Origin of the sequence: Sphingomonas sp. 1F27F7B, from assembly GCF_005503355.1 — a bacterium.
Lineage (GTDB): Bacteria > Pseudomonadota > Alphaproteobacteria > Sphingomonadales > Sphingomonadaceae > Sphingomonas.
Window position 1 is genome coordinate 207339 of sequence record NZ_SCMK01000004.1, and the last position, 24009, is coordinate 231347.

General features: G+C 67.7%; 19 protein-coding genes. 8 read left to right on the forward strand and 11 right to left on the reverse strand.

The features are described 5' to 3' along the window. Positions 1-102: 102 nt before the first annotated feature. From FFS08_RS05615 to FFS08_RS05625, 3 genes are all read left to right on the forward strand, one after another. On the forward strand, positions 103-621 hold the full coding sequence (locus FFS08_RS05615) for a hypothetical protein (RefSeq protein ID WP_137863720.1): 519 nt from the start codon (positions 103-105) through the stop codon (positions 619-621). Between the two features lie 123 nt (positions 622-744). Continuing rightward, the gene (locus tag FFS08_RS05620; protein WP_137863721.1) at positions 745-1695 is read left to right on the forward strand and encodes an isopenicillin N synthase family dioxygenase; all 951 of its coding nucleotides are present in this window, start codon (positions 745-747) and stop codon (positions 1693-1695) included. Positions 1696-1825: 130 nt separating this feature from the next. After that, a complete protein-coding gene (locus FFS08_RS05625; RefSeq protein ID WP_137863722.1) occupies positions 1826-3118 on the forward strand; it encodes a homoserine dehydrogenase in 1293 nt (430 codons plus the stop codon). A gap of 9 nt (positions 3119-3127) precedes the next feature. Here the strand turns inward: FFS08_RS05625 and FFS08_RS05630 are convergent, their stop codons facing one another. Further along, entirely contained in the window at positions 3128-3436 is a 309-nt protein-coding gene (locus FFS08_RS05630) for a hypothetical protein (RefSeq protein ID WP_137863723.1), read from the reverse strand. A gap of 86 nt (positions 3437-3522) precedes the next feature. Beyond that, positions 3523-3876: a hypothetical protein gene (locus FFS08_RS05635; RefSeq protein ID WP_137863724.1), complete on the reverse strand. Its 354-nt coding sequence runs from the start codon at positions 3874-3876 to the stop codon at positions 3523-3525. A gap of 154 nt (positions 3877-4030) precedes the next feature. Between FFS08_RS05635 and glpX the strand changes: the two genes are divergently transcribed. After that, the gene (gene glpX / locus FFS08_RS05640) at positions 4031-4999 is read left to right on the forward strand and encodes a class II fructose-bisphosphatase (RefSeq protein WP_137863725.1); all 969 of its coding nucleotides are present in this window, start codon (positions 4031-4033) and stop codon (positions 4997-4999) included. 20 nt (positions 5000-5019) lie between these two features. Here the strand turns inward: glpX and FFS08_RS05645 are convergent, their stop codons facing one another. From FFS08_RS05645 to FFS08_RS05655, 3 genes are read right to left on the reverse strand one after another with little or no spacing between them, the layout of a single operon-like run. Further along, positions 5020-5778 carry an HvfC/BufC N-terminal domain-containing protein gene (locus tag FFS08_RS05645; RefSeq protein ID WP_137863726.1) on the reverse strand — a complete coding sequence of 253 codons (759 nt, stop codon included), beginning with the start codon at positions 5776-5778 and terminating at the stop codon, positions 5020-5022. Next, positions 5768-6619 carry an MNIO family bufferin maturase gene (gene bufB / locus FFS08_RS05650; RefSeq protein ID WP_137863727.1) on the reverse strand — a complete coding sequence of 284 codons (852 nt, stop codon included), beginning with the start codon at positions 6617-6619 and terminating at the stop codon, positions 5768-5770. The genes FFS08_RS05645 and bufB overlap by 11 nt, the downstream gene beginning before the upstream one ends. A gap of 14 nt (positions 6620-6633) precedes the next feature. Further along, on the reverse strand, positions 6634-8955 hold the full coding sequence (locus FFS08_RS05655; protein WP_137863728.1) for a ferritin-like domain-containing protein: 2322 nt from the start codon (positions 8953-8955) through the stop codon (positions 6634-6636). Between the two features lie 211 nt (positions 8956-9166). Between FFS08_RS05655 and FFS08_RS05660 the strand changes: the two genes are divergently transcribed. Beyond that, entirely contained in the window at positions 9167-9913 is a 747-nt protein-coding gene (locus tag FFS08_RS05660; RefSeq protein ID WP_171012486.1) for a CPBP family glutamic-type intramembrane protease, read from the forward strand. A gap of 52 nt (positions 9914-9965) precedes the next feature. Next, positions 9966-11825 (forward strand): CocE/NonD family hydrolase, encoded by a 1860-nt coding sequence (locus FFS08_RS05665; protein ID WP_137863730.1) that lies wholly within the window; start codon positions 9966-9968, stop codon positions 11823-11825. A 138-nt stretch (positions 11826-11963) separates the two neighbouring features. Here the strand turns inward: FFS08_RS05665 and FFS08_RS05670 are convergent, their stop codons facing one another. From FFS08_RS05670 to FFS08_RS05695, 6 genes are all read right to left on the reverse strand, one after another. Beyond that, a complete protein-coding gene (locus FFS08_RS05670) occupies positions 11964-12614 on the reverse strand; it encodes an FABP family protein (RefSeq protein WP_137863731.1) in 651 nt (216 codons plus the stop codon). Further along, the gene (locus FFS08_RS05675) at positions 12614-13387 is read right to left on the reverse strand and encodes an ABC transporter permease (RefSeq protein ID WP_137863732.1); all 774 of its coding nucleotides are present in this window, start codon (positions 13385-13387) and stop codon (positions 12614-12616) included. The genes FFS08_RS05670 and FFS08_RS05675 overlap by 1 nt, the downstream gene beginning before the upstream one ends. Then, positions 13384-14334, reverse strand: coding sequence for an ABC transporter ATP-binding protein (locus FFS08_RS05680; protein ID WP_137863733.1), 951 nt, complete (start codon positions 14332-14334; stop codon positions 13384-13386). The genes FFS08_RS05675 and FFS08_RS05680 overlap by 4 nt, the downstream gene beginning before the upstream one ends. A gap of 186 nt (positions 14335-14520) precedes the next feature. Further along, the gene (locus tag FFS08_RS05685) at positions 14521-15303 is read right to left on the reverse strand and encodes a DsbA family protein (RefSeq protein ID WP_249341176.1); all 783 of its coding nucleotides are present in this window, start codon (positions 15301-15303) and stop codon (positions 14521-14523) included. 5 nt (positions 15304-15308) lie between these two features. Continuing rightward, positions 15309-16667 carry a M48 family metalloprotease gene (locus FFS08_RS05690; RefSeq protein ID WP_137863734.1) on the reverse strand — a complete coding sequence of 453 codons (1359 nt, stop codon included), beginning with the start codon at positions 16665-16667 and terminating at the stop codon, positions 15309-15311. Positions 16668-16802: 135 nt separating this feature from the next. After that, on the reverse strand, positions 16803-19448 hold the full coding sequence (locus FFS08_RS05695; protein ID WP_137863735.1) for an Rne/Rng family ribonuclease: 2646 nt from the start codon (positions 19446-19448) through the stop codon (positions 16803-16805). Positions 19449-19928: 480 nt separating this feature from the next. Between FFS08_RS05695 and FFS08_RS05700 the strand changes: the two genes are divergently transcribed. Both FFS08_RS05700 and FFS08_RS05705 read left to right on the forward strand, forming a co-directional pair. Next, the gene (locus FFS08_RS05700) at positions 19929-21191 is read left to right on the forward strand and encodes an N-acetylmuramoyl-L-alanine amidase (RefSeq protein ID WP_137863736.1); all 1263 of its coding nucleotides are present in this window, start codon (positions 19929-19931) and stop codon (positions 21189-21191) included. A gap of 195 nt (positions 21192-21386) precedes the next feature. Further along, positions 21387-23903, forward strand: a complete 2517-nt coding sequence (locus tag FFS08_RS05705) for a penicillin-binding protein 1A (protein WP_137863737.1) — start codon at positions 21387-21389, stop codon at positions 23901-23903. Positions 23904-24009: the final 106 nt, after the last annotated feature.

Sequence of the window (24009 nt, forward strand, 5' to 3'; positions counted from 1 at the left end):
CACCCCCCAAAGCCAACGCCATCCCTGCGCCCACCCAATCTTGCGCCAACCGCACGCTTCCGTTAGTGTGTTGCATCAATGATACACCACGGGAGAGCCTCGATGCGCCGCCTGCCCCTTCTGCTGCTTCCCCTCGCGCTCGCCGCCTGCAATGGCGGCTCGGGCACGCCGGTGACGATCGACGTGAAGTCGGACGATGGCGACAATGGCAGCTTCCGGATGGAAAACGGCGCCATCTCGATCAAGGGCGACGGCTTCGAGGGCAATTTCAAGGTGCCGCAGATCAAGATGAAGGCCGACGACGTCGACCTCGACGGCGTGAAGCTCTACCCGAAGTCCGAGATCGCCGGCTTCCACATCACCGGCAGCGACAAGCCCGGCAACGGTAAGGACGGGGGCAAGGACCAAGGCAAGGTGCGGATCGACTTCACCAGCCCGGCCTCGCTCGCCGCCGTCCAGAGCTGGTTCCGCGACGGCTTCACCAGGAAAGGCTTCAAGTTCGCGGCCAGCGGCGACGGCTTCGCGGGCACCACGTCGGACGGCGGCACCTTCACGCTCGACCTGAGCGCGGACGGCAGCGACAAGGTGAAGGGGCGCATGGAGATGACCGGCAAGGACTAGCCGCGCACGCCGTCCGATCCGAGTCGAGGCATGCCGCCGGCGGCGTCCGCCGGCCCGCATCCCGCGCGCCCCTTGTCGCGTCGGCACCGGCGGGTCTAACTGGACCCCAAGGAGACTCATTAGATGGCTATTGTTCTCGACGAGGTCCCCCTCGTCTCGATGGCCGAACAGGCGAACGACCCGGACGGGTTCGCGCAGAAGTTCGGCCAGTCCTTCCGGCGCTTCGGCTTCGCGATGGTCGCCGACCATGGCGTGCCGCAGCACCTGATCGATCGCGCCTGGGCGATGACCAAGGCGTTCTTCGACCTGCCCGAGGCAGAGAAGCGCGCCTATTTCGTCGAAGGCGGCGGCGGCGCGCGCGGCTACACGCCGTTCAAGACAGAGATTGCCAAGGGTGCGCAATATGTCGACCTGAAGGAATTCTGGCACGTCGGCCGCGAGCTGGCCAGGGGCCATCGCTTCGAGCAGGACATGGCCGCGAACATCTGGCCGGATCGTCCCGAGGGCTTCAAGGAGACCTTCCTCGAGCTGTTCCAGGCGTTCGACGATGCCGGCGACCGGCTGCTTTCGGCGATCGCGCGCTATCTCGACCTTCAGCCCGACTGGTTCGATCGCGCGGTTAGGGACGGCAACTCGGTGCTGCGCCTGCTCCACTATCCGCCCGTCGCCGCCGATGCGCCCGAAGTCCGCGCCGGCGCGCACGAGGACATCAACCTGATCACGCTGCTGCTCGGCGCCGAGGAAGCCGGGCTCGAGCTGCTCGACAGGGACGGCCGCTGGCTGCCGGTCAAGCCGCCCGAAGGCGCGATGGTGGTGAATGTGGGCGACATGCTGCAGCGCCTGACCAACCATTATCTGCCGTCCACGACTCACCGCGTGGTCAATCCGCCGGTCGAGCGCCGCGGCACTCCGCGCTATTCGATGCCCTTCTTCCTGCATCCGGCGCCGGACTTCCTGATCGAGACGCTGCCGTCGACGATCACCGCGGACAGCCCGGACCGTTATCCCACGCCGATCACCGCGCACGACTATCTGCACGAGCGGCTCGTCGAGATCGGGCTGATCAAGAAGTAAGGCGGCGCAAAGAAATCCTCCGTCACCTCGAACTTGTTTCGGGGTCCAAGGTGCCGCTAGGGCCGAACCTGCGGCTCCGGCCGCGGGTTGGATGCTGAAACGAGTTCAGCAGGACGGAGGATTGAGCCGAATGACCGAACCGCTTCGTATCGCACTTGCAGGCCTGGGCACCGTCGGCGCGGGCGTGATCCGCCTGATCGACGCGAATGCGGCGCTGATCGCCCGCCGCGCCGGCCGGCCGATCGAAGTGGTCGCGGTCTCGGCGCGCGACCGGACCAAGGATCGCGGCATCGACATCGCCTGCTTCGACTGGGTCGACGACACTGCCGAGCTGGCGCGCCATCCCGGGGCGGACGTGGTGGTCGAGCTGGTCGGCGGCTCGGACGGCCCCGCCCTCGCCCTCGCCCGCGCCGCGCTGAACGGCGGCAAGAGCCTGGTCACCGCGAACAAGGCGATGATCGCGCATCATGGGCTCGAGCTCGCCGGCGCCGCCGAGGATGCCGGCTTGGCGCTCAAGTTCGAAGCCGCGGTGGCGGGCGGCGTGCCGGTGATCAAGGGCCTGCGCGAAGGCGCCGCGGCCAATGAGATCGCCCGCGTCTACGGCATCCTCAACGGCACCTGCAATTTCATCCTGTCCAAGATGGAAGCCGAGGGCCGCGACTTTGCCGAGATCCTCGCCGAGGCGCAGCGCCTGGGCTATGCCGAGGCCGATCCCAGCTTCGACATCGACGGCGTCGACGCCGCGCACAAGCTCTCGATCCTCGCCAGCCTCGCCTTCGGCACCCAGCCGGCGTTCGACCGGGTCGCGATCACCGGCGTGCGCCACATCCTTGCCGCCGACATCGCCGAGGCCGCCTCGCTCGGCTATCGCGTCCGCCTGCTCGGCATCGCCGATGCCGGCCCGGGCGGGCTGTTCCAGCGCGTGCATCCGCATCTCGTGCCGCTCGGCCACCCGCTCGCCCATGTCACGGGCTCCACCAACGCCGTGGTCGCGGAGGGGAATTTCGTCGGCCGGCTGCTGTTCCAGGGCGCCGGCGCCGGCGACGGCCCGACGGCGAGCGCCGTAGTGGCCGATCTGATCGACATTGCCCGCGGCGAATTCGGCCACCCCTATGCGATGCCCGCCGCGGCGCTCGCCGCGCAGGATGCCGCCGATGCCGGCGAGCGCACCAGCCGCGCCTATGTTCGCTTCACCGTGGCGGACAAGGTGGGCGTCCTCGCGGAGATCGCCGCGGCGATGCGCGACGCCGGCGTCTCGATCGAGAGCCTGATGCAGCGCGGCGCCAATCCCGACGGCAGCGTGCTTGTCGCCATCGTCACCCATGAAGGGCCGGAGCGCGCGGTGTCCCAGGCGCTCGACAAGCTGCGCGGCTCCGCCAGCCTCACCGGCGAGCCGATGTGGATGCACATCCTGGCCGGCTAGGGTCCGCACTCAGTCGATGCTGCTCTTCAGCAGCTGTGTTCCCTTGTGCGGGCAGACCGGCGCGCCGGTGGTGCCGCAGGCCATGCCCGTGCTGCGCACGGCATCGCGCTTGGCGTCCGTCACTTCGCTGCTGGGAAGCGGCAGCCGGTAGCGCCTGTCGGGATCGGCCGGCACCGTGATGGACAGGTTGCGCGGCCGCGGGGCGGCACGGTCCGGTATCCTGGTGACGTGCGTCACCCGCGCCCTGGCCTTGCGGCGATGCTGCGGCGGCTCCGCGGCAGGCAGGGCATTGGCGAGGGCGAAGGCGAGCAACAGCATCCGGGTCTCCGAAAAGGGGCACCGCACTCAACGCGCGGCACGCCGCCGGTTTCCCGCGCCGCCGGTTTTCCCGCCGCCGGTCTTCTTCAAGGCGCCAGTTCGCGGCGGACCGTCCGCACGCCGCGCGCGCTGACGCTCATCGTCACTCCCGCAAAGCCGCACCGCACCAGGAACGCGCCCTCGCCGCACGGCGCGTGTCCGTCCGCGCCGTCGAACAACCGGTTGAGCCGCCCCTGATCGGTGTCGGGCCCGTTATAGGTCGTCGTCAGTGGCACCCGGTATTTGTCCGCCTCGCGCCGCGAACACACGACGATCTCGTTCTCGTCGCGCGCGCGCCGGCACGCCGGATTGGCCGACCAGCGTTCGCGATGCGTCTCCATCACCTGGGCGGGCGACTGGCCTTCGTTCTGGGCAAGCAGAAGCAGGGCGATCATCAGCATTTGCACATCCTCCGCCCCCGGACTTCGTTTCGCTAGCGCCAAGTTATGACAGAATTGGGGACGACCACATGCTGACAACGTTAGCGGCATCGACAAGCGTCACTACCCTGCCTAATCGCGCCTCCAAGTCCAATCACCGGGGTATCCCATTCCCATGCCGCAGACCGCCAGCCACGCGCTCGACCGTGTCCTCGTCCTCGAAATGGTACGCGTGACCGAAGCCGCGGCGATCGCGGCCTCCACCCTTGTCGGCCGCGGCGACGAGAAGGCAGCCGATGCCGCCGCGGTCGAGGCGATGCGCGACGCGCTCAACAAGCTCTATCTCGACGGCACCGTGGTGATCGGCGAGGGCGAGCGCGACGAGGCGCCGATGCTCTATATCGGCGAGAAGGTAGGAGCGGCGCAGGGCAAGGGTCCGGCGATCGACATCGCGCTCGATCCGCTCGAGGGCACCACCATCTGCGCCAAGGCCGGGCCCAACGCGCTGGCGGTGCTGGCGGTGGCCGAGAAGGGCGGCCTGCTCAACGCACCCGACGTCTATATGGACAAGATCGCGGTCGGCCCCGGCTATCCCGAGGGCGTGATCGACCTGAACAAGTCTCCGACCGAGAATGTGCGCGCGATCGCCTCCGCCAAGGGGGTGCAACCGCACGAGATCATTGCCTGCGTGCTCGATCGCCCGCGCCACGAGAAGCTGATCGCCGAGCTGCGCGAAGTCGGCTGCGGCGTGGTGCTGATCGGCGACGGCGACGTGGCCGGCGTGATCGCCACCACCGATCCCGAGACGACGATCGACGTCTATATGGGCCAGGGCGGCGCGCCCGAAGGTGTGCTCGCCTGCGCGGCGCTGCGCTGCGTCGGCGGCCAGTTCAAGGGCCGGCTCGTCTTCCGCAACGACGACGAGCGTCAGCGCGCCCGGAAATGGGGGATCGAGGATCTCGACAAGATCTACGACCTCACCGAGCTGGCCAAGGGCGACTGCATCTTCGCCGCGACGGGCGTGACCGACGGCTCGCTGCTCGAGGGTGTGAAGCGCTTCGCCACCAAGATGACCACCGAGAGCGTGGTGATGCGCGCCCATTCGGGCACGGTCCGCTGGGTGAAGGGCGAGCACCGGCTCTAGGCACCGGCGCTCGCGACGCCCTAGCCCGCCGCTGCCAGCCCGTGCGCGGCGGCAAAGGGCAGCCACAGGGAGATGCGTGCATCGTCCGGCAGCGGGATCGCCCGGGCGCGTTCCTCGGGCAGCACCGCCAGCCAGTCATATTGCCAAGGCTCGAGCGGCAGACAGGCGACGCGGTAGTTCGCCCGCACCACTGCGAGCAGCATCGGCCCGCGGCGCGGCGGCACCGGCTCTCCGCTGGCGAGCATCTCGCTGAAATCGAAAGGCAGCGCGAGCAGCCGGGCGCTGTCCGGCCGGTACCAGCACCGCGCCCCGGCCAGCGCGAGCAGCTCGGCGATTGCCGGGTCGATTTCCGGCCAGGCGGGCGCATCGCGCTCGATCCCATGGGCGCGGTGGACCTCGGCCTTGGCCCGCTCGATCCGCGCCAGTGCGGCGGGGATCGCACCGACGTCCTGCGCCCCGCCGGGGGGCCGCGACGCATCGAGCCACGCGGGGAAACCGGCGCCGAAATCATAGAGCGTGTAGCTGCGCGACGGGCGCGCGGCGATATAGCCCTGGGCGAACAGGCCGAAGGCGGTCGGCCCGGCCAGCGCCGCGAGCAACGGATATTCGCGCTCCAGGCACTCGATCAGCCGCTGGCGATAGCCACGGGCATAAATCTGGATCCGGTCTTCGGCGGTGAGCCGATTGTCACCATGGACGTGTTCGCGCGCCCCCCGACCCGAGGCGGCGAGGATCGCGTCCTGCATCCAATCCTGGAGCGCGGCGAGTTCAGGCGGCAAGCGGCAGCCCCTCGCGCACCCGCCGCGCCTTGGCCAGCTCGGCGGCGACTATTTCGAATTCGGGGATATCGGCATCCCATTCGACCATCGTCGCAACCGGCCCGCAGCGCTGCCACACCCGGGCATAGAGCGGCCATACCGCGTCGGGCACCGGCGCGTCGTGCGTGTCGATCAGGTGGGTGCCATGGTCGCTCGGCCCGGCAAGATGGACCTGCACGACATGCGCCGCCGGAATCGCCTCGAGATAGGCGAGCGGATCCTGCGCATGGTTGAAGCTCGAGACATGGACGTTGTTTACGTCGAGCAGCAGCCCGCAGCCGGTCGCTTCGCACAGCCGGGCGAGGAACTCCGCCTCGGGCATCTGGCTGGCGCGGAATTCGAGATAAGTGCTGGGATTCTCGACGATCAGCGGCCGGCCCAGGAAATCCTGCACCCGGCCCACCCGATCGACGACATGCGCCAGCGCCGCCTCGGTCAGCGGCATCGGCAGCAGGTCGTGGCTGTTCACGCCCTGCACCCCGGTCCAGCACAGATGATCCGAGATCCAGAGCGGCCGGAAGCGCTCGGCCAGCGCGCGCAGCTTGCCGAGATAGGCCATGTCGAGCGGCGCGGTGCTGCCGATCGACAGCGACACGCCGTGCAACACCACCGGCCGGTGCGCGGCGACATGCTCGAACACCCGCATGCCATAGCCGGCATTGTCGAGCAGATTCTCGGTGATCGCCTCGAACCAGTCGACGCCCCAGGATTCCGGGGGCGTCGACATCAGGTGCGGGAAATGCTCCTCGCGCAGCCCCAGCCCGTCGCCGGGATTGGGCAGGCCGAGCCGGGGCTGCGTCATCGCGGTGCCGCCCCCTAGGTCGAGGGCGGATAGGCGAGGCGCAGGTCGTTCGGCGCCTGCTGGACCAGGCCCGGCACCGGCTTGTCCGGATCGCCGTTGACCTTGTAGGCGACGACCTTGGCAAAGGCCTGGAAGGCGATGTCCTCCACCTTGTCGCCTTCCTTGAAGTCGATCGTGGCGATCTTCTTCGAGGAAGGCGCGCCGCAGCCCGAGGGGGTAGGCGACGGCGAAGGTGACGGGGTGCCGCACAGATTCTGGTCCGCCTTGGCCTGCGGAGCCCCGCAGCCCGACGGTGAGGGCGTCGGCTTGGGCGTGCCGCAAAGCACCGGCTTGGCGCTGCCGGCCAGTGCCCAGACTTCCATCGTGCCCGCCTTGGGATAGAGCTGGAGCGCCGAGATCGGCACTGCGCAGCCACCGAAGCCGCCGCAGATATTGTCGCTCGGCGCAGTGTACATCGGGCCGCTCGGCGTGGGAGAAGGCGTGGGCGTGGGAGAAGGCGTGGGCGTGCCGCACAGCCCGCCATAGCTGCGCAGCGTCACCGCCGAGCAGCCGCCACCGGCCACGCCGCCGGCCGAGCCGCAGCTGCCGCCGGCGACCGGGCTCGCCTTGGGCGCGTTCGAGGTCTTGGAAGAAGCGGCGCCGCAGCCGCTGCTCGCCCCGCCGCAGCTGCCGCCGCCGCTGGTGAGCTGGACGAAGCCGCAGCCGCCCTGGCCCTTGCACAGGTTGGAGCCGCGGCACGTGTGGTAGATCGAAGTCTGGGCGCAGGCGTTGGCACCCCATTTCCCACCCACTTCCGCCACGTCCAGGCCCTGACAGGCATGGTTGACGATCTTCGCGTCGGGCTGGCCGACGCCCGCCGACAGGTCCGGAGTCTTGCCGAACACCGCCCAGGCAGTCGACATGCGATCGCCCGAGCCCGACATCGACGGGAAGGGGAAGGCCACGGTGGCGCCGGCCGGATTCCAGTAGCTGTCGAGCACGGTGGTGACGCCCTTGATCGCGCCGCACACCGCCTGGCTCATCTTCTGGAAATTGGCCGCTGCCTCGGCGCCGTTCTTCAGGCTGTTGAGCGCGTTCGCGATCGCCTCGGGCGAAGCCAGACCATGGGGATTGTCGTTCGGATCATAGCCGTCGGTGGTCAGGTCCTTCGCCGTCCATTTGCCCACTTTGGGCGACTGGTTCCAGGTCTCGATCGTGCCGGCCTGGATCGCGTCCTTGATCCTGCGGAAGCGCGAATAGTGATCGATGCCGTCATTGCCGGCACGCGCCTCGGCATCGGCCGACTTGATCAGCTTGCCGTCCGGCGAATAGCTCGGATAGTCCGAAGCGAGCGCGGTCCGGTCGGGGCAGTAAGTGGACTTCACTTCGCCCTGGACCAGCTTGGCGGCGCCGTCCGGCAGGCGCCTGCCCTTGTCGTCCCAGCGCGCGCCGAGCGTCGCGCCCTCGCCCTGGTCGGTGATCGCGTTCATCATGTTGAGCGCCTGCTCGAACGCGATGTTCGGATCGGTCATCGCGATCGTGGTCTCGAAGCCCATGAACTCGCGCATCGGATGGCCGGGGAAGCTGAAATTGTTGAACAGGTCGTTCTGCTGGCCCGACGCGTCCATCACATGATCCCAGAGCCGGGTGCCGTCGGCATAGGTGATCTGGAGATAGTCGCGATAGCATTGGTACATATAGCCGATCGAGCCGAACATGATGTGCGCGTCGAGCTCCTTCTCGGTGCTCCACTCGAACGGCACCTTGGGGAAATATCTGTCCTTGTTGTGGATGATGTCGGCCTCGGCCGTCTCCTGCGGCGCCTCGATCGCGAGGAACAGGTTGATACGCTCCTCGTCGAGCGGCCCGACATTCACCGCCACCTTCGAATAGGTCTTGGTGTCCTTGAGATCGACGATCCCCGGGATTTTCGAGAGATTGGGCCCGTAGCAGGTCCAGCCATGGCGGGCATCCTGCAGCGCGGTCGCAGTGAAGCTGGGCGTCGCGCCGATCGCAGTGGCAAGGTTGGCCGCCATCTGGAGATGGAGCATCTCCTGGATGAACACCGAGAAGACGATATTGAACGCGTATTTGTTCTCGCCCTGCTTGCCCGGCTTGCGCTCGAAGGTCGCACTGGTCTTCGCGCCCGGCCATTGCCGGCCCTTGTAGAAGCTGTTCCCCTGGCTGGTGATGGGGTGCATGCCCGTGATCGAATAAAGCGAGGTCATGTAGAGCGGGATGGTGAACAGCTCGACATTCACTGCCGCCTGCGCGATCCAGCGCACCACCAGCATGTCGGTCTTCAAGAATTTGAGAGAGCGCGCGGACAGCTCGCCGGCCTTGTGCGTCAGATGCATGACTATTTCCCCCAAGCCTCGCAATAACCTGCGATTGCACTGGGTTCCACCAACACAATTGGCACGTCAATCGACGAAAGAACCGATATAGTTGCATGCGATATTTGCCATGCTCTCCAGTCAATTTACGCATTTCTTGAACCACTCCCTCATGCTTGCGCCGCGCCGCGCTGCCGCTATCCCGCTGCGGGTTCGGAGGAGGGAGCAGGAGATGCACGCGCTCGTGGCGCCGGTGCTGCTGATCATGTCGCTGGGGGTGCTCGCCTGGTTCCAGCGCAACGATCTGCGTGCGTTTCGCCGGTTCCGCGAGATCGAGGATACGGCGCGGCGCCAGCGCACCTTTCTGCGCTGGGCGCGCAATGCCTGCGCCATGTATCTCGGCATGCCGCTGGTCGGACTGGCGCTGCTCGGGCGCATTGAGGCGCTGTGGACCTTCCCCGCCGAATTCGCCCCGCTGCTCGCCTATGCCCCGGTCTTTCCCGTCGGCGACCGCGTGTTTCTCGGCACGATGTTCGCCAGCGTGCTCGGCGGCATCGCGCTCGGCGTGACGCTCCTCTACCTGCGCGGCCGCCGGCCGGCCGGGGCCCGCCGCGTGCTCGACATCTCGCCGATGCTGCCGCGCAATCGCGCGGAGGCGCTCCACCTCCTGCCGGTGATCCTCAACGCCGGGGTGAGCGAGGAAATCTGCTTCCGCCTCTACCTCCCGCTGCTCCTCGCCCTGTGCGGCGCGCCGGCCTGGGCCGCCTTCCTTGCCGCGACGCTGATCTTCGCCTGGCTGCATCGCTACCAGGGCTGGCTCGGCATCCTGCTCACCGGCGCAGTGGGCACGGTGCTGGCGGCCCTGTACTTCGCCGCGATGGGCCTTGCCTTGCCGATCGCCGTGCACCTGGTGATCAACTTCAACGCGCTGATCGTGCGGCCCGCCCTCCAGCGCCGCTTTGGTCGCAGCGCCGATTGACACGAGCAACACACCGGCTACCCCTGCGCACCGGTTCATGAGGGAGGTGCGCATGCGGTTGGTCAGTCTCTTCGCCCTGGCGGCCGCCGCCGCGCCGGTCGCCGCCCTGCCGGCGCGCCAGGCCGCTCCCGCCGCTCCCGCCCAGACGCAGGGCTCGCCCTTCGTGATGGAGGAGGCGATGATCCCGATGCGCGACGGGACGAAGCTCCACACGGTGATCCTGCGCCCGCGCGACCAGAAGGGTCCGCTCCCGATCCTGTTCGGCCGCACGCCCTATGGCGCCTCGGCCCGTGCCCCGCAGAACGTGCCGGCCAACTGGGCGGCGCTGGCGCGCGACGGCTATATCTTCGTGTCGCAGGACATGCGCGGCCGCTTCCAGTCCGAAGGCGGCCCCTTCACCCTCTCCACCGAGATCAAGACCGGCAAGAACGCCGTCGACGAATCCACCGACGCCTATGATTCGATCGACTGGCTGGTGAAGAATGTGAAGCCGAACAACGGCAAGGTCGGCATGTGGGGCGTCTCCTATCCCGGCTTCACCGCCGCCGTCGCGCTCGCCCGCCCGCATCCGGCGCTCAAGGCCGTCAGCCCGCAGGCCGCCTGGACCGACTATTGGAAGAATGACGACCTGCACCGCTGGGGCGCAATGCGGCTGACCTATGCCAGCGACTGGGTGAACAGCCTCCAGGCCGACAAGACCAATGCCGGCATCGACCTGTACGATCGCTACGACACCTATGAATGGTTCCTCAAGGCCGGCTCGCCGGCGGACATCGAGGAGAAGTATTTCAAGGGCCGGGTGCCGCGCTATCGCGAGATGATCGAGCATCCCGACTATGACGAATTCTGGAAGAAGCAGGTCTGGTCGGACACGCTGAAGCGCACCACCGTGCCGACGCTCAACGTCGCCGGATATTGGGACCAGGAGGATCCCTGGGGCAGCTGGCAGATCTTCTACAAGCAGCGCGAGAATGATCCGGACAAGCTCTCGCTGATGGTCGCCGGTCCGTGGAATCACGGCAGCTGGCGCTCGCCGGGCAACGCGCTGGGCCGCATCCCCTTCGGCGTCGACAGCGGCACCCAGTTCATGGAACAGGTCGAGGCGCCGTTCTTCGCCTATTGGCTGCACGGCAAGGGCGCCAAGCCCGATTATGCGCTCAAGAGCTTCCAGTCGGGCAGCTGGCAGTGGAAGACCTATGCCCAGTGGCCGCTCGCCAATGCGGCACGCCGGAGCCTGTTCCTCCATGCCGATGGCAGCGTCTCGTTCCAGGCACCGGCTACGGGCGAAGGCTGCCGCGAGTATATCTCCGATCCGGCCAATCCGGTGCCCTTCCGCCCGCGCCCGATGTCGGCCACCTATGCGACGCCGGACTGGCGCTGGTGGGAGACCGAGGACCAGCGCTTCGTCGAGTATCGGCCGGACGTGCTGAGCTATGTCAGCGCCCCGCTCGACGGCGACCTGACGGTCACCGGCGCGATCACCGCCAGCCTGATGGCCGCGACCAGCGGCACCGACAGCGACTTCGTCGTCAAGCTGATCGACGTCTTCCCCGAGGACTATGAGAAGCCGCCGACCGCGCTCGGCGCCTATGCCAGGAGCCTCAACGGCTATCAGCTGCCGATCGCAATGGAGATCCGCCGCGGCCGCTATCTGGAATCGATGGAGAAGCCGGCGCCGCTCACGCCGAACAAGGTGACCGACTGGTCGATCCCGCTGCGCGACCACGACCATGTCTTCAAGAAGGGCCACCGGATCATGGTGCAGATCCAGTCGAGCTGGTTCCCCATGATCGACCGCAACCCCCAGACCTTCGTGCCGAACATCTACAAGGCCAAGCCGGCCGACTATCAGAAGGCGACGCAGAAGGTGTGCGCCGGCTCGGCGATCATGCTGCCGGTGGTTGGGAACTAGCCTCGCCGATCGATTCGAGCCCGCTCCCCGGCGAAGGCCGGGGTCCGGCATCGACGAACCGGGCGAGAGCGCGAACCCTCTCGAAAGTCGTGGCAGCCGGACCCCGGCCTTCGCCGGGGAGCGGCAAGGAGAAGGCAGCTATCCCTGCTCCTTCGCCGCGATGATCTGCATCCATGGGTTCGGCCGCGCCGCACCTACCCGGTGCAGCGTGTTGCGGTCGTGATGGTCGAAATCCCCCTGGCCCTTCACTGCGAGCGTGGTGTGGATGTCGTAGCTCCAGCCGCCATCGTCGTTGAAGGCGATGTCGATCGTATAGGCATCGGTGCGGAAGGCATATTCGAGGAAGTCGGTCGAGCAAATGCCATAGTTGGTCTGCCCGCGCGTCGCTTCCACCCGGATCGCCTTGTCGCCCGGCGCGCCCTTGCCGGCGGCGAGCAGCACCTGGCCGCGCGGGATCGCCAGCGTCTGCAGGATCACGCCCGTCGCCGGCTCCCACAGCCAATATCCCACCTGGTCGTGGAAGGTGATGTCCTCTTCCGCGGTGGTGATGTGGATGTGATAGCGCAGGCCGTAGAAGAGCTGCGGCCCGTTCGCCTGCGGGTCGATCGGCACGAACTCGATCCGCTCGATGAATTCGCGCTGCTCAGGGCCGTCGGCCTTGGGATTGATGTCGACGCCCTTCCTGCCCTCCCAGCGGCCGGCGAGCGGCGCCAGCGGCCCCAGATTGGCGAGCGTGTCCGGATCGACGTCCTCGGGCTCGGTGAAGATGTCCAGCGGAAAGGGCTGCATCAGTTCTTCAGCCTGTAGCCGGTGCGGAAGATCGTGACGATGAGCCCGAGGCACAGCGCCAGGAAGGCCGCGACGAAGCCCAGGCTCCAGCGCACGTCGATATCGCCGACATCGCCGAAGAACGCCCAGCGGAAGCCGCTGATCAGATATGCCACCGGATTGAACAGGCTCACCGTGCGCCAGGGCTCGGGGAGGAAGTTCAAGGGATAGAAGCTGCCGCCCAGGAAGGTGAGCGGAGTCAGGATCAGCGCGGGCACCAGGTTCAGCTGCTCGAAGCCCTTGGCCCAGATGCCGATGATGAAGCCGAACATGCTGAAGCTGATCGACGTGAGCAGCAGGAAAGCGAGCATCGCCAGCGGATGATCGACCCGGAGCGGCACGAACAGGCCCGAGGTGAGCAGGATGATCAGCCCGATCACCACCGACTTGGTCGCCGCCGCGCCGACGAAGCCGATCACCAGCTCCACCGCCGAGATCGGTGCCGAGAGCAGCTCGAACACCGTGCCGGTGAATTTGGGGAAATAAATGCCGATCGATGCATTGGCGACGCTCTGGGTGAGCAGCGACAGCATGATCAGGCCGGGCACGATGAAGCTGCCATAGGGCACGCCTTCGATCGACGGGATGCGGCTGCCCATGCCGCTGCCGAACACGATGAAATAGAGCGCGGTGGTGATCACCGGGGTGACGATCGATTGCCAGAGCGTGCGCAGCGTGCGCGCCATCTCGAACTTGTAGATCGCCCAGATGCCGTGGAAGTTGATGCCGGTCATGCCGCGGCTCCCTCGTTCGACGTTTCCCGATGCTCGACCAGCCCGACGAAGATATCCTCCAGGCTCGACTTGGAAGTGTCGAGATCCTTGAACGCAATGCCCATCTCGCCGAGCTTGCGCAGCAGCGAAGGGATGCCGGTGCGCTCGGCCTGGGCATCGAAGGTGTAGCGCAGCCGGTGCCCCTCGTCCTCGAGGCTGAGGTGCCACTCCTCGAGGCCGGCCGGGATCGCCGCCATCGGCTCGACCAGCGACAGGTCGAGCTCGCGCTTGCCGAGCTTCTTCATCAGCGCGGCCTTCTCCTCGACGAGCAGCAGCTTGCCCTTGTCGATCACGCCCACCCGGTCGGCCATCTCCTCGGCCTCCTCGATATAATGGGTGGTCAGGATGATCGTGGTGCCGCGCTCGCGCAGCTTGCCGATCATCTTCCACATGTCGCGGCGCAGCGACACGTCGACGCCGGCGGTGGGCTCGTCGAGGAACAGGATGTCGGGTTCGTGGGACAGCGCCTTGGCGATCATCACCCTGCGCTTCATGCCGCCCGACAGCTCCATGATCTTGGCGTCGCGCTTGTCCCAGAGCGACAGGTCCTTGAGCACCTGGTCGCAATAGGCCTGGTCGGGCGCCTTGCCGAACAGGCCGCGCGAGAAGCGCAGCGCCGATCCGACGGTGGAAAACATGTCGACCGCGATCTCCTGCGGGACCAGCCCGATCTTCGAGCGGGCGGCGCGCGGCGCGCGGACCGCATCGTGCCCGTCGACCAGGATGGTGCCGGTGCTCGGCGTCACGATGCCGCAGATGATCGAGATGAGCGTGGTCTTGCCTGCGCCATTGGGGCCCAGCAGCGCGAATATCTCGCCGCGCCGGATCTCGAGATCGACGTGATCGAGCGCCCTGTGGCCCGACCCATAGGTCTTGCTGACCTGGGAAATCGAAAGAATGGAAGTCATGGTGCCCCCGGCCGGGAAAGGACCCGCTAGGTAAGCGCGCCGCCGCATCGCGGCAACCGGCCGGTACAAAAATCAGCGGACTTAATTCCTCGCCCCGGCTCGCTGGGAGAGGGGGATCGTGCCCGAAGGACGTGGCGGAGAGGCGGCGGAACACTGCCGTCCGCGACGGCGCCCCGCCATCGTCGGTTACTTCTTCCGCGCTTCCGCCACCGCGGCGGCGAGCCCGTCATATTCGCGCATGCCGTAGAGCAGCTTGCCGCCGATCACCCAGCTCGGCGTGCCGGTCATCGCCAGCTTCTGGCCGAATTTGTGGTTGGCGATGATCTCGCCTTCGACTGCCTTCGAGCCGATCGCCTGGCGCGCCTTGTCCATGTCGAGCCCGGCCTTGCGCGCCGCCGCCTCGATATTGCCCGCGCTCGGCCCGTCCGTCGCGAACAGCGCGTCGTGGAAAGCGGGGAACTTGTCCTGCTCGGCCGCGGCCAGCGCCCAGCGCGCCGCGACGAGGCTGTCGGGGCCCAGCACCGGATATTCGCGATAGACGACGCGCACGTTCGGATCGCGCCTCAGCAGCTCCGCGATCGCGGGCAGGCTCGCCCGGCAATAGCCACAGGCATAGTCCATGAACGCGACCAGAGTGACGTCGCCCTTCGGATTGCCGGCCCAGGCGCCGGCATAGGGCGATTGCAGCTTCGCCAGTTCGCCGGGCAGCGCCTTGCTGGCCACGGCCTCCGCCTCGGCCTGCGCCTTCTCGGCCCGGGCGCTCTGCTTCTGGTTGTAGCGCTCGACCGATTCGAGCAGCACCTCGGGATGGGCGAGCAGATAGTCGTGCACCACCCGCTCCACTTCGCCGCGCGGGCCCATGCCCGGGACCACCACCTGGATGCCCGCGAAGATGCCTGCGCCGACCAGCGCGCACAGCGTGAACGCGCCGGCCAGCGCCAGCGGCGACCGCAGAAGCCGTTCGATCATTGCCCCTATCGGTCCTTCTTCTTTTTCCGGATTTCATCCCAGGCGGTCTGGGAGACCATGTTGAGGTCCTGTGCGCGCACCCAGTCGGACGAACCTTGCGGGAGCCCGGCCATGGCGGCGCGCGAGCTCATCAGCGCGGTGCCGACATCGCCCATCAGATGCGCCCGCTCGGCCGTGGCGAGCGCCGTGCGCGGCTCGTCGCCCTTGCGATCATAGACGGTGCCCAGGTTCATCCAGGCAAAGGGATTGTCCTTGTCGCGCGCCACGGCGGTCTTCAGCACCTGCTCGGCTTCGGCGAGATTGGCCTTGTTCTCGGTGGCGAGCAGCGCGTGGCCGAGCGTGGAGGCGATCAGCGGCTGGTTGCCCGACAGCGACGTCGCCTCGCGCAGCGGCGCCAGCGCGTCCTGGGGATTGCCCGATTCGAGCAGGATCTGCCCTTCGAGCTCGAGGAAATAGGGATCCTTGGGCGCGGCCTTGACCAACGCCTGGGTCTCCGCCGCCGCCTGCTCGGGATAGCCCGACTTGTGATAGGCGTAGGCGCGCGCATAATGCGCCTGCACCGACTGGTCGCTCAGCGGATACTTGGCCAGCGTGTCCTTGGGATCGCTGACATAGCCGCGCAGCTTGGCCTGGACGCGCTTGAAGCGGCGCTCCAGATCCTGGTCGAGCGGCTTGTTCCAGCTCGGCGCGTTCATCAGGTCCGCCTTGAGCGTCTCGACGCGGTCCTGCGACATCGGGTGGGTCTGGGCGAACGGATCGACTTCGGGATTGGTGGCGTAATAGCCGTAGCGGTGCATCTGGGCGGTGAGCTTGTTGAAGAAGCTCAGCATGCCCTTGCCGCTGATCCCCGCGCTGTTGATGAACCGGGAGCCGGCAGCGTCGGCCGAGCTTTCCTGGACGCGGCTGAAGGCGAGATATTTGCCGATCGCGGCGCGCTGGCCGGCCATCAGGATGCCGGTGCCCGCCTCGCCGCTGCCCGCCGCCATCGCGGCGACGCCGAGCAGCAGGCTGAGGATCGAGATGTTGGTGTAGCCGCCGTCATTCTGGAACACGGCATGGCCGCCGACGATATGGCCGATCTCGTGCGCGATCACGCCCTGCACTTCGTTGGCACTGTCGGCAGCGTCGATCAGGCCGGAATGGACATAGACGATCTGGCCCCCGGCGACGAAAGCGTTGATCGAATTGTCGTTGATCAGCACCACCTTGGCATTGGCGGGCGAGAGGCCGGCCGCGACGAACAGCGGCCTTGCCATGTCGTTGAGCAGCGCCTCGGTCTCGGCATCGCGCAGGATCGACTGGGCGGCGGCGGGCTGGATCCAGAGCAGCAAGACGGCCGAGAACAGGGCGAGGATGCGCTTCATGGCCGTTCCTATCCTCTGATTCCCGACTGCGATCAATGGCATTGGCCGTGCGTGCGCACCGATGAACCGCGCGTGAAGCCATGAAAAAGGGCGCCGGCCCATCGGACCGGCGCCCCATTTTTCCAGCCCCGCGAATCAGGCGCCGAACGTGCGCTGCCACCAGCCGCGGCGCGGCGTGCCGTCTTCACCTTCGGCTTCATCTTCGGCGGCTTCGACCGGCGCGGTGTCCTGCGCCACCGGCGCGGGCTCTGCCGCCGGCGCGGGAACCGCTTCGGCGGCTGCCGCCTTCTTGCGGGTACGCTTCGGCTTGGCCGGCGCCTCGGCAACCGGCTCGGGTGCCGGCGCGGCTTCGGCCTCGACCGCGGGCGCAGCTTCGGCCTCGACGGCCTCCACCTTCTTCCGGCGCGTGCGCTTCGGCTTGGCCGGCGCTTCCTCCGCGGCCGGCTCCGGCGCGGGTTCGGCCGGAGCCTCGACCACCGCCGGGGCTTCGGCCTCGACGGCCTCCGCCTTTTTCCGGCGCGTGCGCTTCGGCTTGGCCGGCGCTTCCTCCACGACTGCTTCCGGCGCCGCCTCGACTGCCTCCGCGACTTCGCTCACCGGCGCTTCGGACTCGTCCGTCTCGTCACCGGCCTCCTCGCCGCCCTCGGCGCGATCGCCACGGCGACCGCCGCGACGGCCACGGCGGCGGCGCTTGCGGCCGCCGTCACGTGCTTCGCCCTCGACCGCGGGGGCTTCCTCGCCCTCTTCGCCTTCCACGGCTTCGCCAGCCTCGGCTTCGGCCCCGGCCTCTTCGGCCTCACCCTCGGCGCCCTCGCCGAGCTCCTCGCGGCGACCGCGACCGCGACCGCGGCGACGGCGGCGACGCTTGCCGCGCCCGTCGCCTTCCTCGCGCTCGCCCCGGCCTTCGCGGCGATCGCCCTCGGCCTCGGCTTCCAGCTCTTCCTCTTCCTCGTCGATTTCCTCGACGTAATCCTCGTCCTCGGGTTCCTCGATGAGCTTCTCGAACCTGGGCGCATGCGCCGGCGGCGGCCCCGAGGCCTCGACCGACATGCGCGCGCCCTCGAGCTCGCCGTCCGACAGGATCTCGACGGTCACGCCGTAGCGATCCTCGATCTCGGCGATGTCGGCGCGCTTCTTGTTGAGCACGTAGAAAGCGGCTTCCTGGCTCGCGCGCAGCGTGATCAGCGAGCCGCGGCCGCGCGCGGCCTCGTCCTCGATGAGACGGAGCGCGGAAAGCCCGGCCGACGAGGCGGTGCGGACTAGGCCGGTGCCTTCACAATGCGGGCACTGCACGGTCGACGCCTCGAGCACGCCGGTGCGCAGGCGCTGGCGGCTCATCTCCATCAGGCCGAACGCGCTGATCCGGCCCACCTGGATGCGGGCGCGATCATTCTTCAGCGCCTCCTTCATCGCCTTCTCGACCTTGCGGACGTTCGAGCCGTGATCCATGTCGATGAAGTCGATCACGACCAGGCCGGCCATGTCGCGCAGGCGCAGCTGGCGCGCGATCTCGTGCGCGGCCTCGAGGTTGGTCGCGGTGGCGGTCTGCTCGATATTGTGCTCGCGCGTGGAGCGGCCCGAGTTGATGTCGATCGAGACCAGCGCCTCGGTCGGGTTGATCACCAGATAGCCGCCGCTCTTCAGCTGGACGACGGGATTGTACATCGCCGAGAGCTGGTCTTCGACGCCGGCGCGCTGGAACAGCGGCACCGCATCGGCATATTGCTTCACCTTCTTGGCGTGGCTCGGCATCAGGAGCTTCATGAAGTCCTTGGCCTGACGATAGCCGTCCTCGCCCTCGACGATCACTTCGTCGATGTCGCGATTGTAGATGTCGCGGATCGCGCGCTTCAGGAGATCGCTGTCGCCATAGACCAGCGCCGGCGCAGTCGACTTGAGCGTGTTCTCGCGGATCCCGTCCCACAGCCGGGCGAGATAGTCGAAGTCGCGCTTGATCTCGACCTTGGTGCGCTGAAGGCCGGCGGTGCGGACGATGCAGCCCATGGTCGGCGGCAGCTTGAGGTCCGCCATGATGCCCTTGAGGCGCTTGCGGTCCGCGGCCGACGAGATCTTGCGCGAGATGCCGCCGCCATGCGCGGTGTTCGGCATCAGCACGCAGTAGCGGCCGGCGAGCGACAGATAGGTGGTGAGCGCCGCGCCCTTGTTGCCGCGCTCTTCCTTGACGACCTGGACGAGCAGCACCTGGCGGCGGCGGATCACGTCCTGGATCTTGTAGCGGCGGCGCAGGTTCATGCGGCGCTGGCGCAGCGCCTCGGCCGGGCTGTCCTCGCCGCCATTGCCCTTGCCGCGGCGCTTGCGCGAACGGCCGCCCTCGCGGGCCTCCTCGCCGCCCTCTGCCTCTGCCTCGGCCTCGTCCTCGCCGTCCTCGTCCTCGTGCGGACGCTCGAGGACTTCCACGCCACCTTCGTCATGGTCGTGGTCGTGGTCCTCGTCGCCATCCTCCTCGGCGCGCAGCGCGGCTTCCTCGGCGGCGTGCTCGGCCTCTTCGCGAAGCAGCGCTTCGCGATCTTCCTTCGGGATCTGGTAATAGTCGGGATGGATTTCGCTGAAGGCCAGGAAGCCGTGGCGATTGCCGCCATAATCGACGAACGCCGCCTGGAGCGACGGCTCCACGCGAGTCACCTTGGCCAGATAGATGTTGCCCTTGAGCTGCTTGCGCTCGGCGGACTCGAAATCAAACTCCTCGATTCGGCTTCCCTTGACGACCGCCACGCGGGTTTCCTCCCGGTGGCGTGCGTCGATCAGCATACGCATGGTCATTTATTGTTCTCCGGGCGCGCCGGCCCCAGCCCTCTGGATTGATGTTGCGGAGGGCTCGCGCAGGCGCGCGACATACAATGCGGCCTTGGCCGGCGGCGCCGGCGGTGGTCTCGCGGGTTTCGAAAACTGCTGCTGCTCGCAGGGCACGCGCGAACCGGTGGTCCGCCGACTCCGCCGCCAACCCGCGGCCGGCCATCGGGGCCGGTCGGTGGAGACGTTGCGGAAATTGCCTCATGCGAGCTTCAACCTGAACTGTCGCGGCAAGATGTGGCCGCGGGAAAGAGCCGGCGCAAGGGCCGGGCGAGGCTGCCTAGCATTACCGCGGCGGCGCGGCAACCTTGGCACCAACCGGCAAGTCCTTGCCGCCCTGCCGGCAAAATTATGCCGAATCATAAATTAACCGCATCGTTTCACGGCGATTTGAGGCGCGCCGCCTAGTCCGGGCTCGTCAGGGCAGACGCGTAGTCAGAGTATCTAATCATGGTTTTGGGCTGGACCCCCAGAGCCCCGGCGCGGCATAGCGTCAGGGTGCTGTTCCTGCTCGCCTTGCTCTCCGGCTGGTTGACCGGAGTTCCCAGCTGGGCGGGCGTCGTGCAGGAAGTGCGAGTCAAGGGTGACCGGGTGATCGTCAGGTTCGACGAGCCCGTCTCACAGGCGAGCGCCTTCATGCTTGCGGGACCGCAACGGATCGTTCTCGACGCCAGGGGCGCCGAGCCGGGCAACCGCGCCTATGCCGAAGGGCCGGTCGCGGCCATCCGCCAGGGCTCGCAAGGCGCCGAAGGCGCGCGGATCGTGCTCGATCTCGCGCGGCCGGCAATCGTGACCGAAGGCAGCTTCGGGCGCGACGGCCGCACGCTCACGCTGCAGCTGCGCACCGTCGACGACGCGCAGTTCGCGCGCGCCGCGGCCGAGCGGCGGATACGCTTCCTGCCGCCCTTCTCCTATGTGCAGCCCGCCGGGCACAGCCGCTACAGCGAGACGATGGCACTGCCCCGGCGCGCGCCGCCGGCGGCATTGCCGCGCGTCTATGGCGCGTCCGATCGCCCGCTCGTCGTGATCGATGCCGGCCATGGCGGGCACGATCCGGGCGCGATCGGCGCGGGCGGCCTGCGCGAGAAGGACCTGACGCTCAAGACCGCGCTGGCGATCAAGGACGCGCTGCTCGCCTCGGGCCGGGTGCGCGTGGCGCTCACCCGCGAGGACGATCGCTTCCTGGTGCTCCAGGAGCGCTACGGCCTGGCACGCAAGCTGAACGCCGACCTGTTCATCTCGGTGCACTGCGACAGCGCCGGCAATGCCGAAGCCTCGGGCGCAACCATCTACACGCTCTCCGAAGTCGCCTCCGACAAGGAAGCGGCGCGGCTGGCGGCCCGCGAGAACAAGGCCGACATCATCGCCGGCGTCGACCTCGGCACGCAGAACCCGGACATCTCCTCGATCCTCATCGACCTCACCCAGCGCGAGACGATGAACGCCTCGGCGAGCTTCGCCCGGCTGCTCGGCCGCGAAGCCCAGCCGCTGATCCCGATCAAGGCCAACTACCATCGCATGGCCTCGCTCATCGTGCTCAAGGCGCCGGACATGCCCTCGGTGCTGTTCGAGACGGGCTATATCTCGAACGACGGCGACGCCGCCTTCCTCGCCTCGGACGAAGGGCGCAGGAAAGTGGCGCAGAGCGTGCGCAAGGCCGTGGAGATCCATTTCGCGACGCGCATGGCGTCGCGGACGCTGGCCTCCCGCTGATCCAATCCTCAATCCTCCCCTCGGGGTTCATTATAGAGGGATATGACGGGAGTGGTTCCACTTAGGGAATAATCCCCGGATTGGACCGGGACCGTCCCGCCGTCCCCGCCTTCGCCGGGCGGGCGGCGGGCGCGGCGCGGTGCGCGCCAGACTCCCGCTTCCTTCCGCGTCCAATCCTGCTAAACCGCGTCCCGCATGTCCGACGGTTCCACCACTTCCAGCGTAAAGATGCGCATCAAGCGCGAGATCGGGGGCTTCAAGGGGCTGTTCGATCGCGTGCGCCACCGCTGGTGGTTCCGGATCCTCGCGGTACTGGCCCTGCTCGGCGGCCTGTTCGTGTTCCTCGTCTGGCTGTTCATCGCGCGCAACCTGCCCTCGGTCGACACGCTCAAGAATTACGAGCCGCCGCTCCCCACCAATGTCCGCTCGGTCGAGGGGCTGCCGATCCACAGCTATGCGCGCGAACGCCGCGTGCAGCTGAGCTTCCCCGAATATCCCAAGCTCCTGGTCGAGGCGTACATGTCCGCCGAGGACAAGACCTTCTTCCAGCATCACGGCGTCGACTTTCCCGGCCTGGTGCGCGCGGCCTTTCAGGGCCTGATCAGCGGCTCGACACCGCGCGGCACCTCCACGATCACGCAGCAGGTCGCCAAGAACCTGCTGGTCGGCAACGAGACCAGCTATCTGCGCAAGGCCAAGGAAGGCATCCTCGCCTGGCGCATGGAGGACACGCTCACCAAGCAGCAGATCATGGAGCTGTACCTCAACTCGATCGAGCTGGGGCGCAACGCCGGCGGCGTCGAGGCGGCAAGCCAGGCCTATTTCGGCAAGGAGCTCGACAAGCTCAGCCTGCCGCAGATGGCCTATCTGGCGATCCTGCCCAAGGGGCCGTCCAACTATGATCCCGAACGCCACACCCAGCGCGCGCTCGATCGCCGCAACTGGGTGCTCGGACAGATGCTCGCCAACGGCTTCATCGACCAGGCCCAGCACGACGCCGCGGTCGCGGCGCCGCTCGGCACCGTGCCGCGCCAGACGCCGAAGTTCGAACGCGTCGGCGGCTATTTCGTCGAGGAAGTGCGCCGCCAGCTGATCGACAAGTTCGGCGAGACCGACGAGAGCGGGCCCTATAGCGTCTATTCGGGCGGCCTGTGGGTGCGCACCTCGCTGGATCCCAAGCTTCAGCAATATGCGCAGAAGGCGCTCCAGGACGGTCTGCTGCGCTACGATCGCGGCCGCGGCTGGGCGGGGCCGATCGGGCATGCCGATGTCGGCAGGAACTGGCTCCAGTCGTTCCTCAACACCAATATCGGCGTCGACTATGAGGATTGGCGCGCCAGCGTGCTGATCGATCGCACGGGCGACATCTGGCAGATCGGATTCGACGACGGCACCACCGGCACGCTGCCGAGATGGGCCGCGACCATGCCGGTGCGCGGCCAGGGCGGCCAGGCGTTCGACGCGCTCAAGCCCGGCGACATCGTCGCGGTGTCGCCCGAGGCGGGCAGCCAATGGTCGCTCCGCTCGATCCCCAAGGTCTCGGGCGGCATGGTGGTCGAGGATCCCCGCACCGGCCGCATCCTCGCCATGCAGGGCGGCTTCGATTCGCGCATCCAGGCGTTCAACCGCGCCACCCAGGCCCAGCGCCAGCCGGGCTCGACGATCAAGCCGATCGTCTATGCCGCCGCGCTCGAACAGGGCATGACCCCCACCTCGATCGTGGTCGATGGCCCCTTCTGCGTGTGGCAGGGCGCCAATCTCGGCCAGAAATGCTTCCGCAACTTCGGCAATGCCCGCGGCGCGGGTCCCAAGACGCTGCGCTGGGGTATCGAGCAGTCGCGCAACCTGATGACGGTGCAGATCGCCAACCAGACCGGCATGGACCATGTCGTCGACCTGATGCAGCGCATCGGCGTGTCGCGGCAGAAATTCCCGCCCTATCTCAGCTACGCGCTGGGCGCGGGCGAGACGACCGTGCTGCGCATGGTCAACGCCTATTCGATCCTGGTGAACCATGGCCGCGCGCTCAATCCGTCGCTGATCGACTTCGTCCAGAACCGCAAGGGCCAGGTGGTGTGGCCCGAGAACTGGCGCCCGTGCGAGGGCTGCAACGCCCCCGACTGGAAGGGCGGCGCGATGCCGCGTCCGGTCAACCGCGCCAAGCAGGTGCTCGACGCGCTCTCCGCCTATCAGATGGTTCATATCGCCGAGGGCGTCGTCCAGCGCGGCACCGCCACGGTGCTGCGCGACCTGGGCCGGCCGATGATGGGCAAGACGGGCACCACTTCGGGGCCCACCGACGTGTGGTTCGTCGGCGGCACTCCGCAGATGATCGGCGGCCTCTATATCGGCTATGACACGCCGACCAACCTGGGCGGCTATGCCCAGGGCGGCTCGATCGCGGCGCCGATCTTCAAGGAATTCGCCATCCCCGCCTTCGAAGGCATGGAGAAGATCCCCTTCACTGCGCCGCAGGGCATCCGCATGGTCCGCATCGACCGCGCCAGCGGCAAGCCGGTGACCGGCGCCTGGCCGACCAGCGATCCGCTCTCGGGCGTGATCTGGGAAGCCTTCAAGCCCGAGACCGAGCAGCGCCGCGGCCGGCGCGGGCAGGACGAGCAGCCCGAGGCCAAGGCCGTCGAGAAGAAGGCCGCCCCCAAGAAGCAGGACAGCGACAGCGACTTCTTGCAACGCGAGGGCGGAATCTACTAGCGCGGCGCATTATATATCCCGTCATCCCCGCGAAGGCGGGGATCCAGAGCCAAGGGCCGCATCGCTCGTCGCCTTGGATCCCCGCCTTCGCGGGGATGACGAAGTT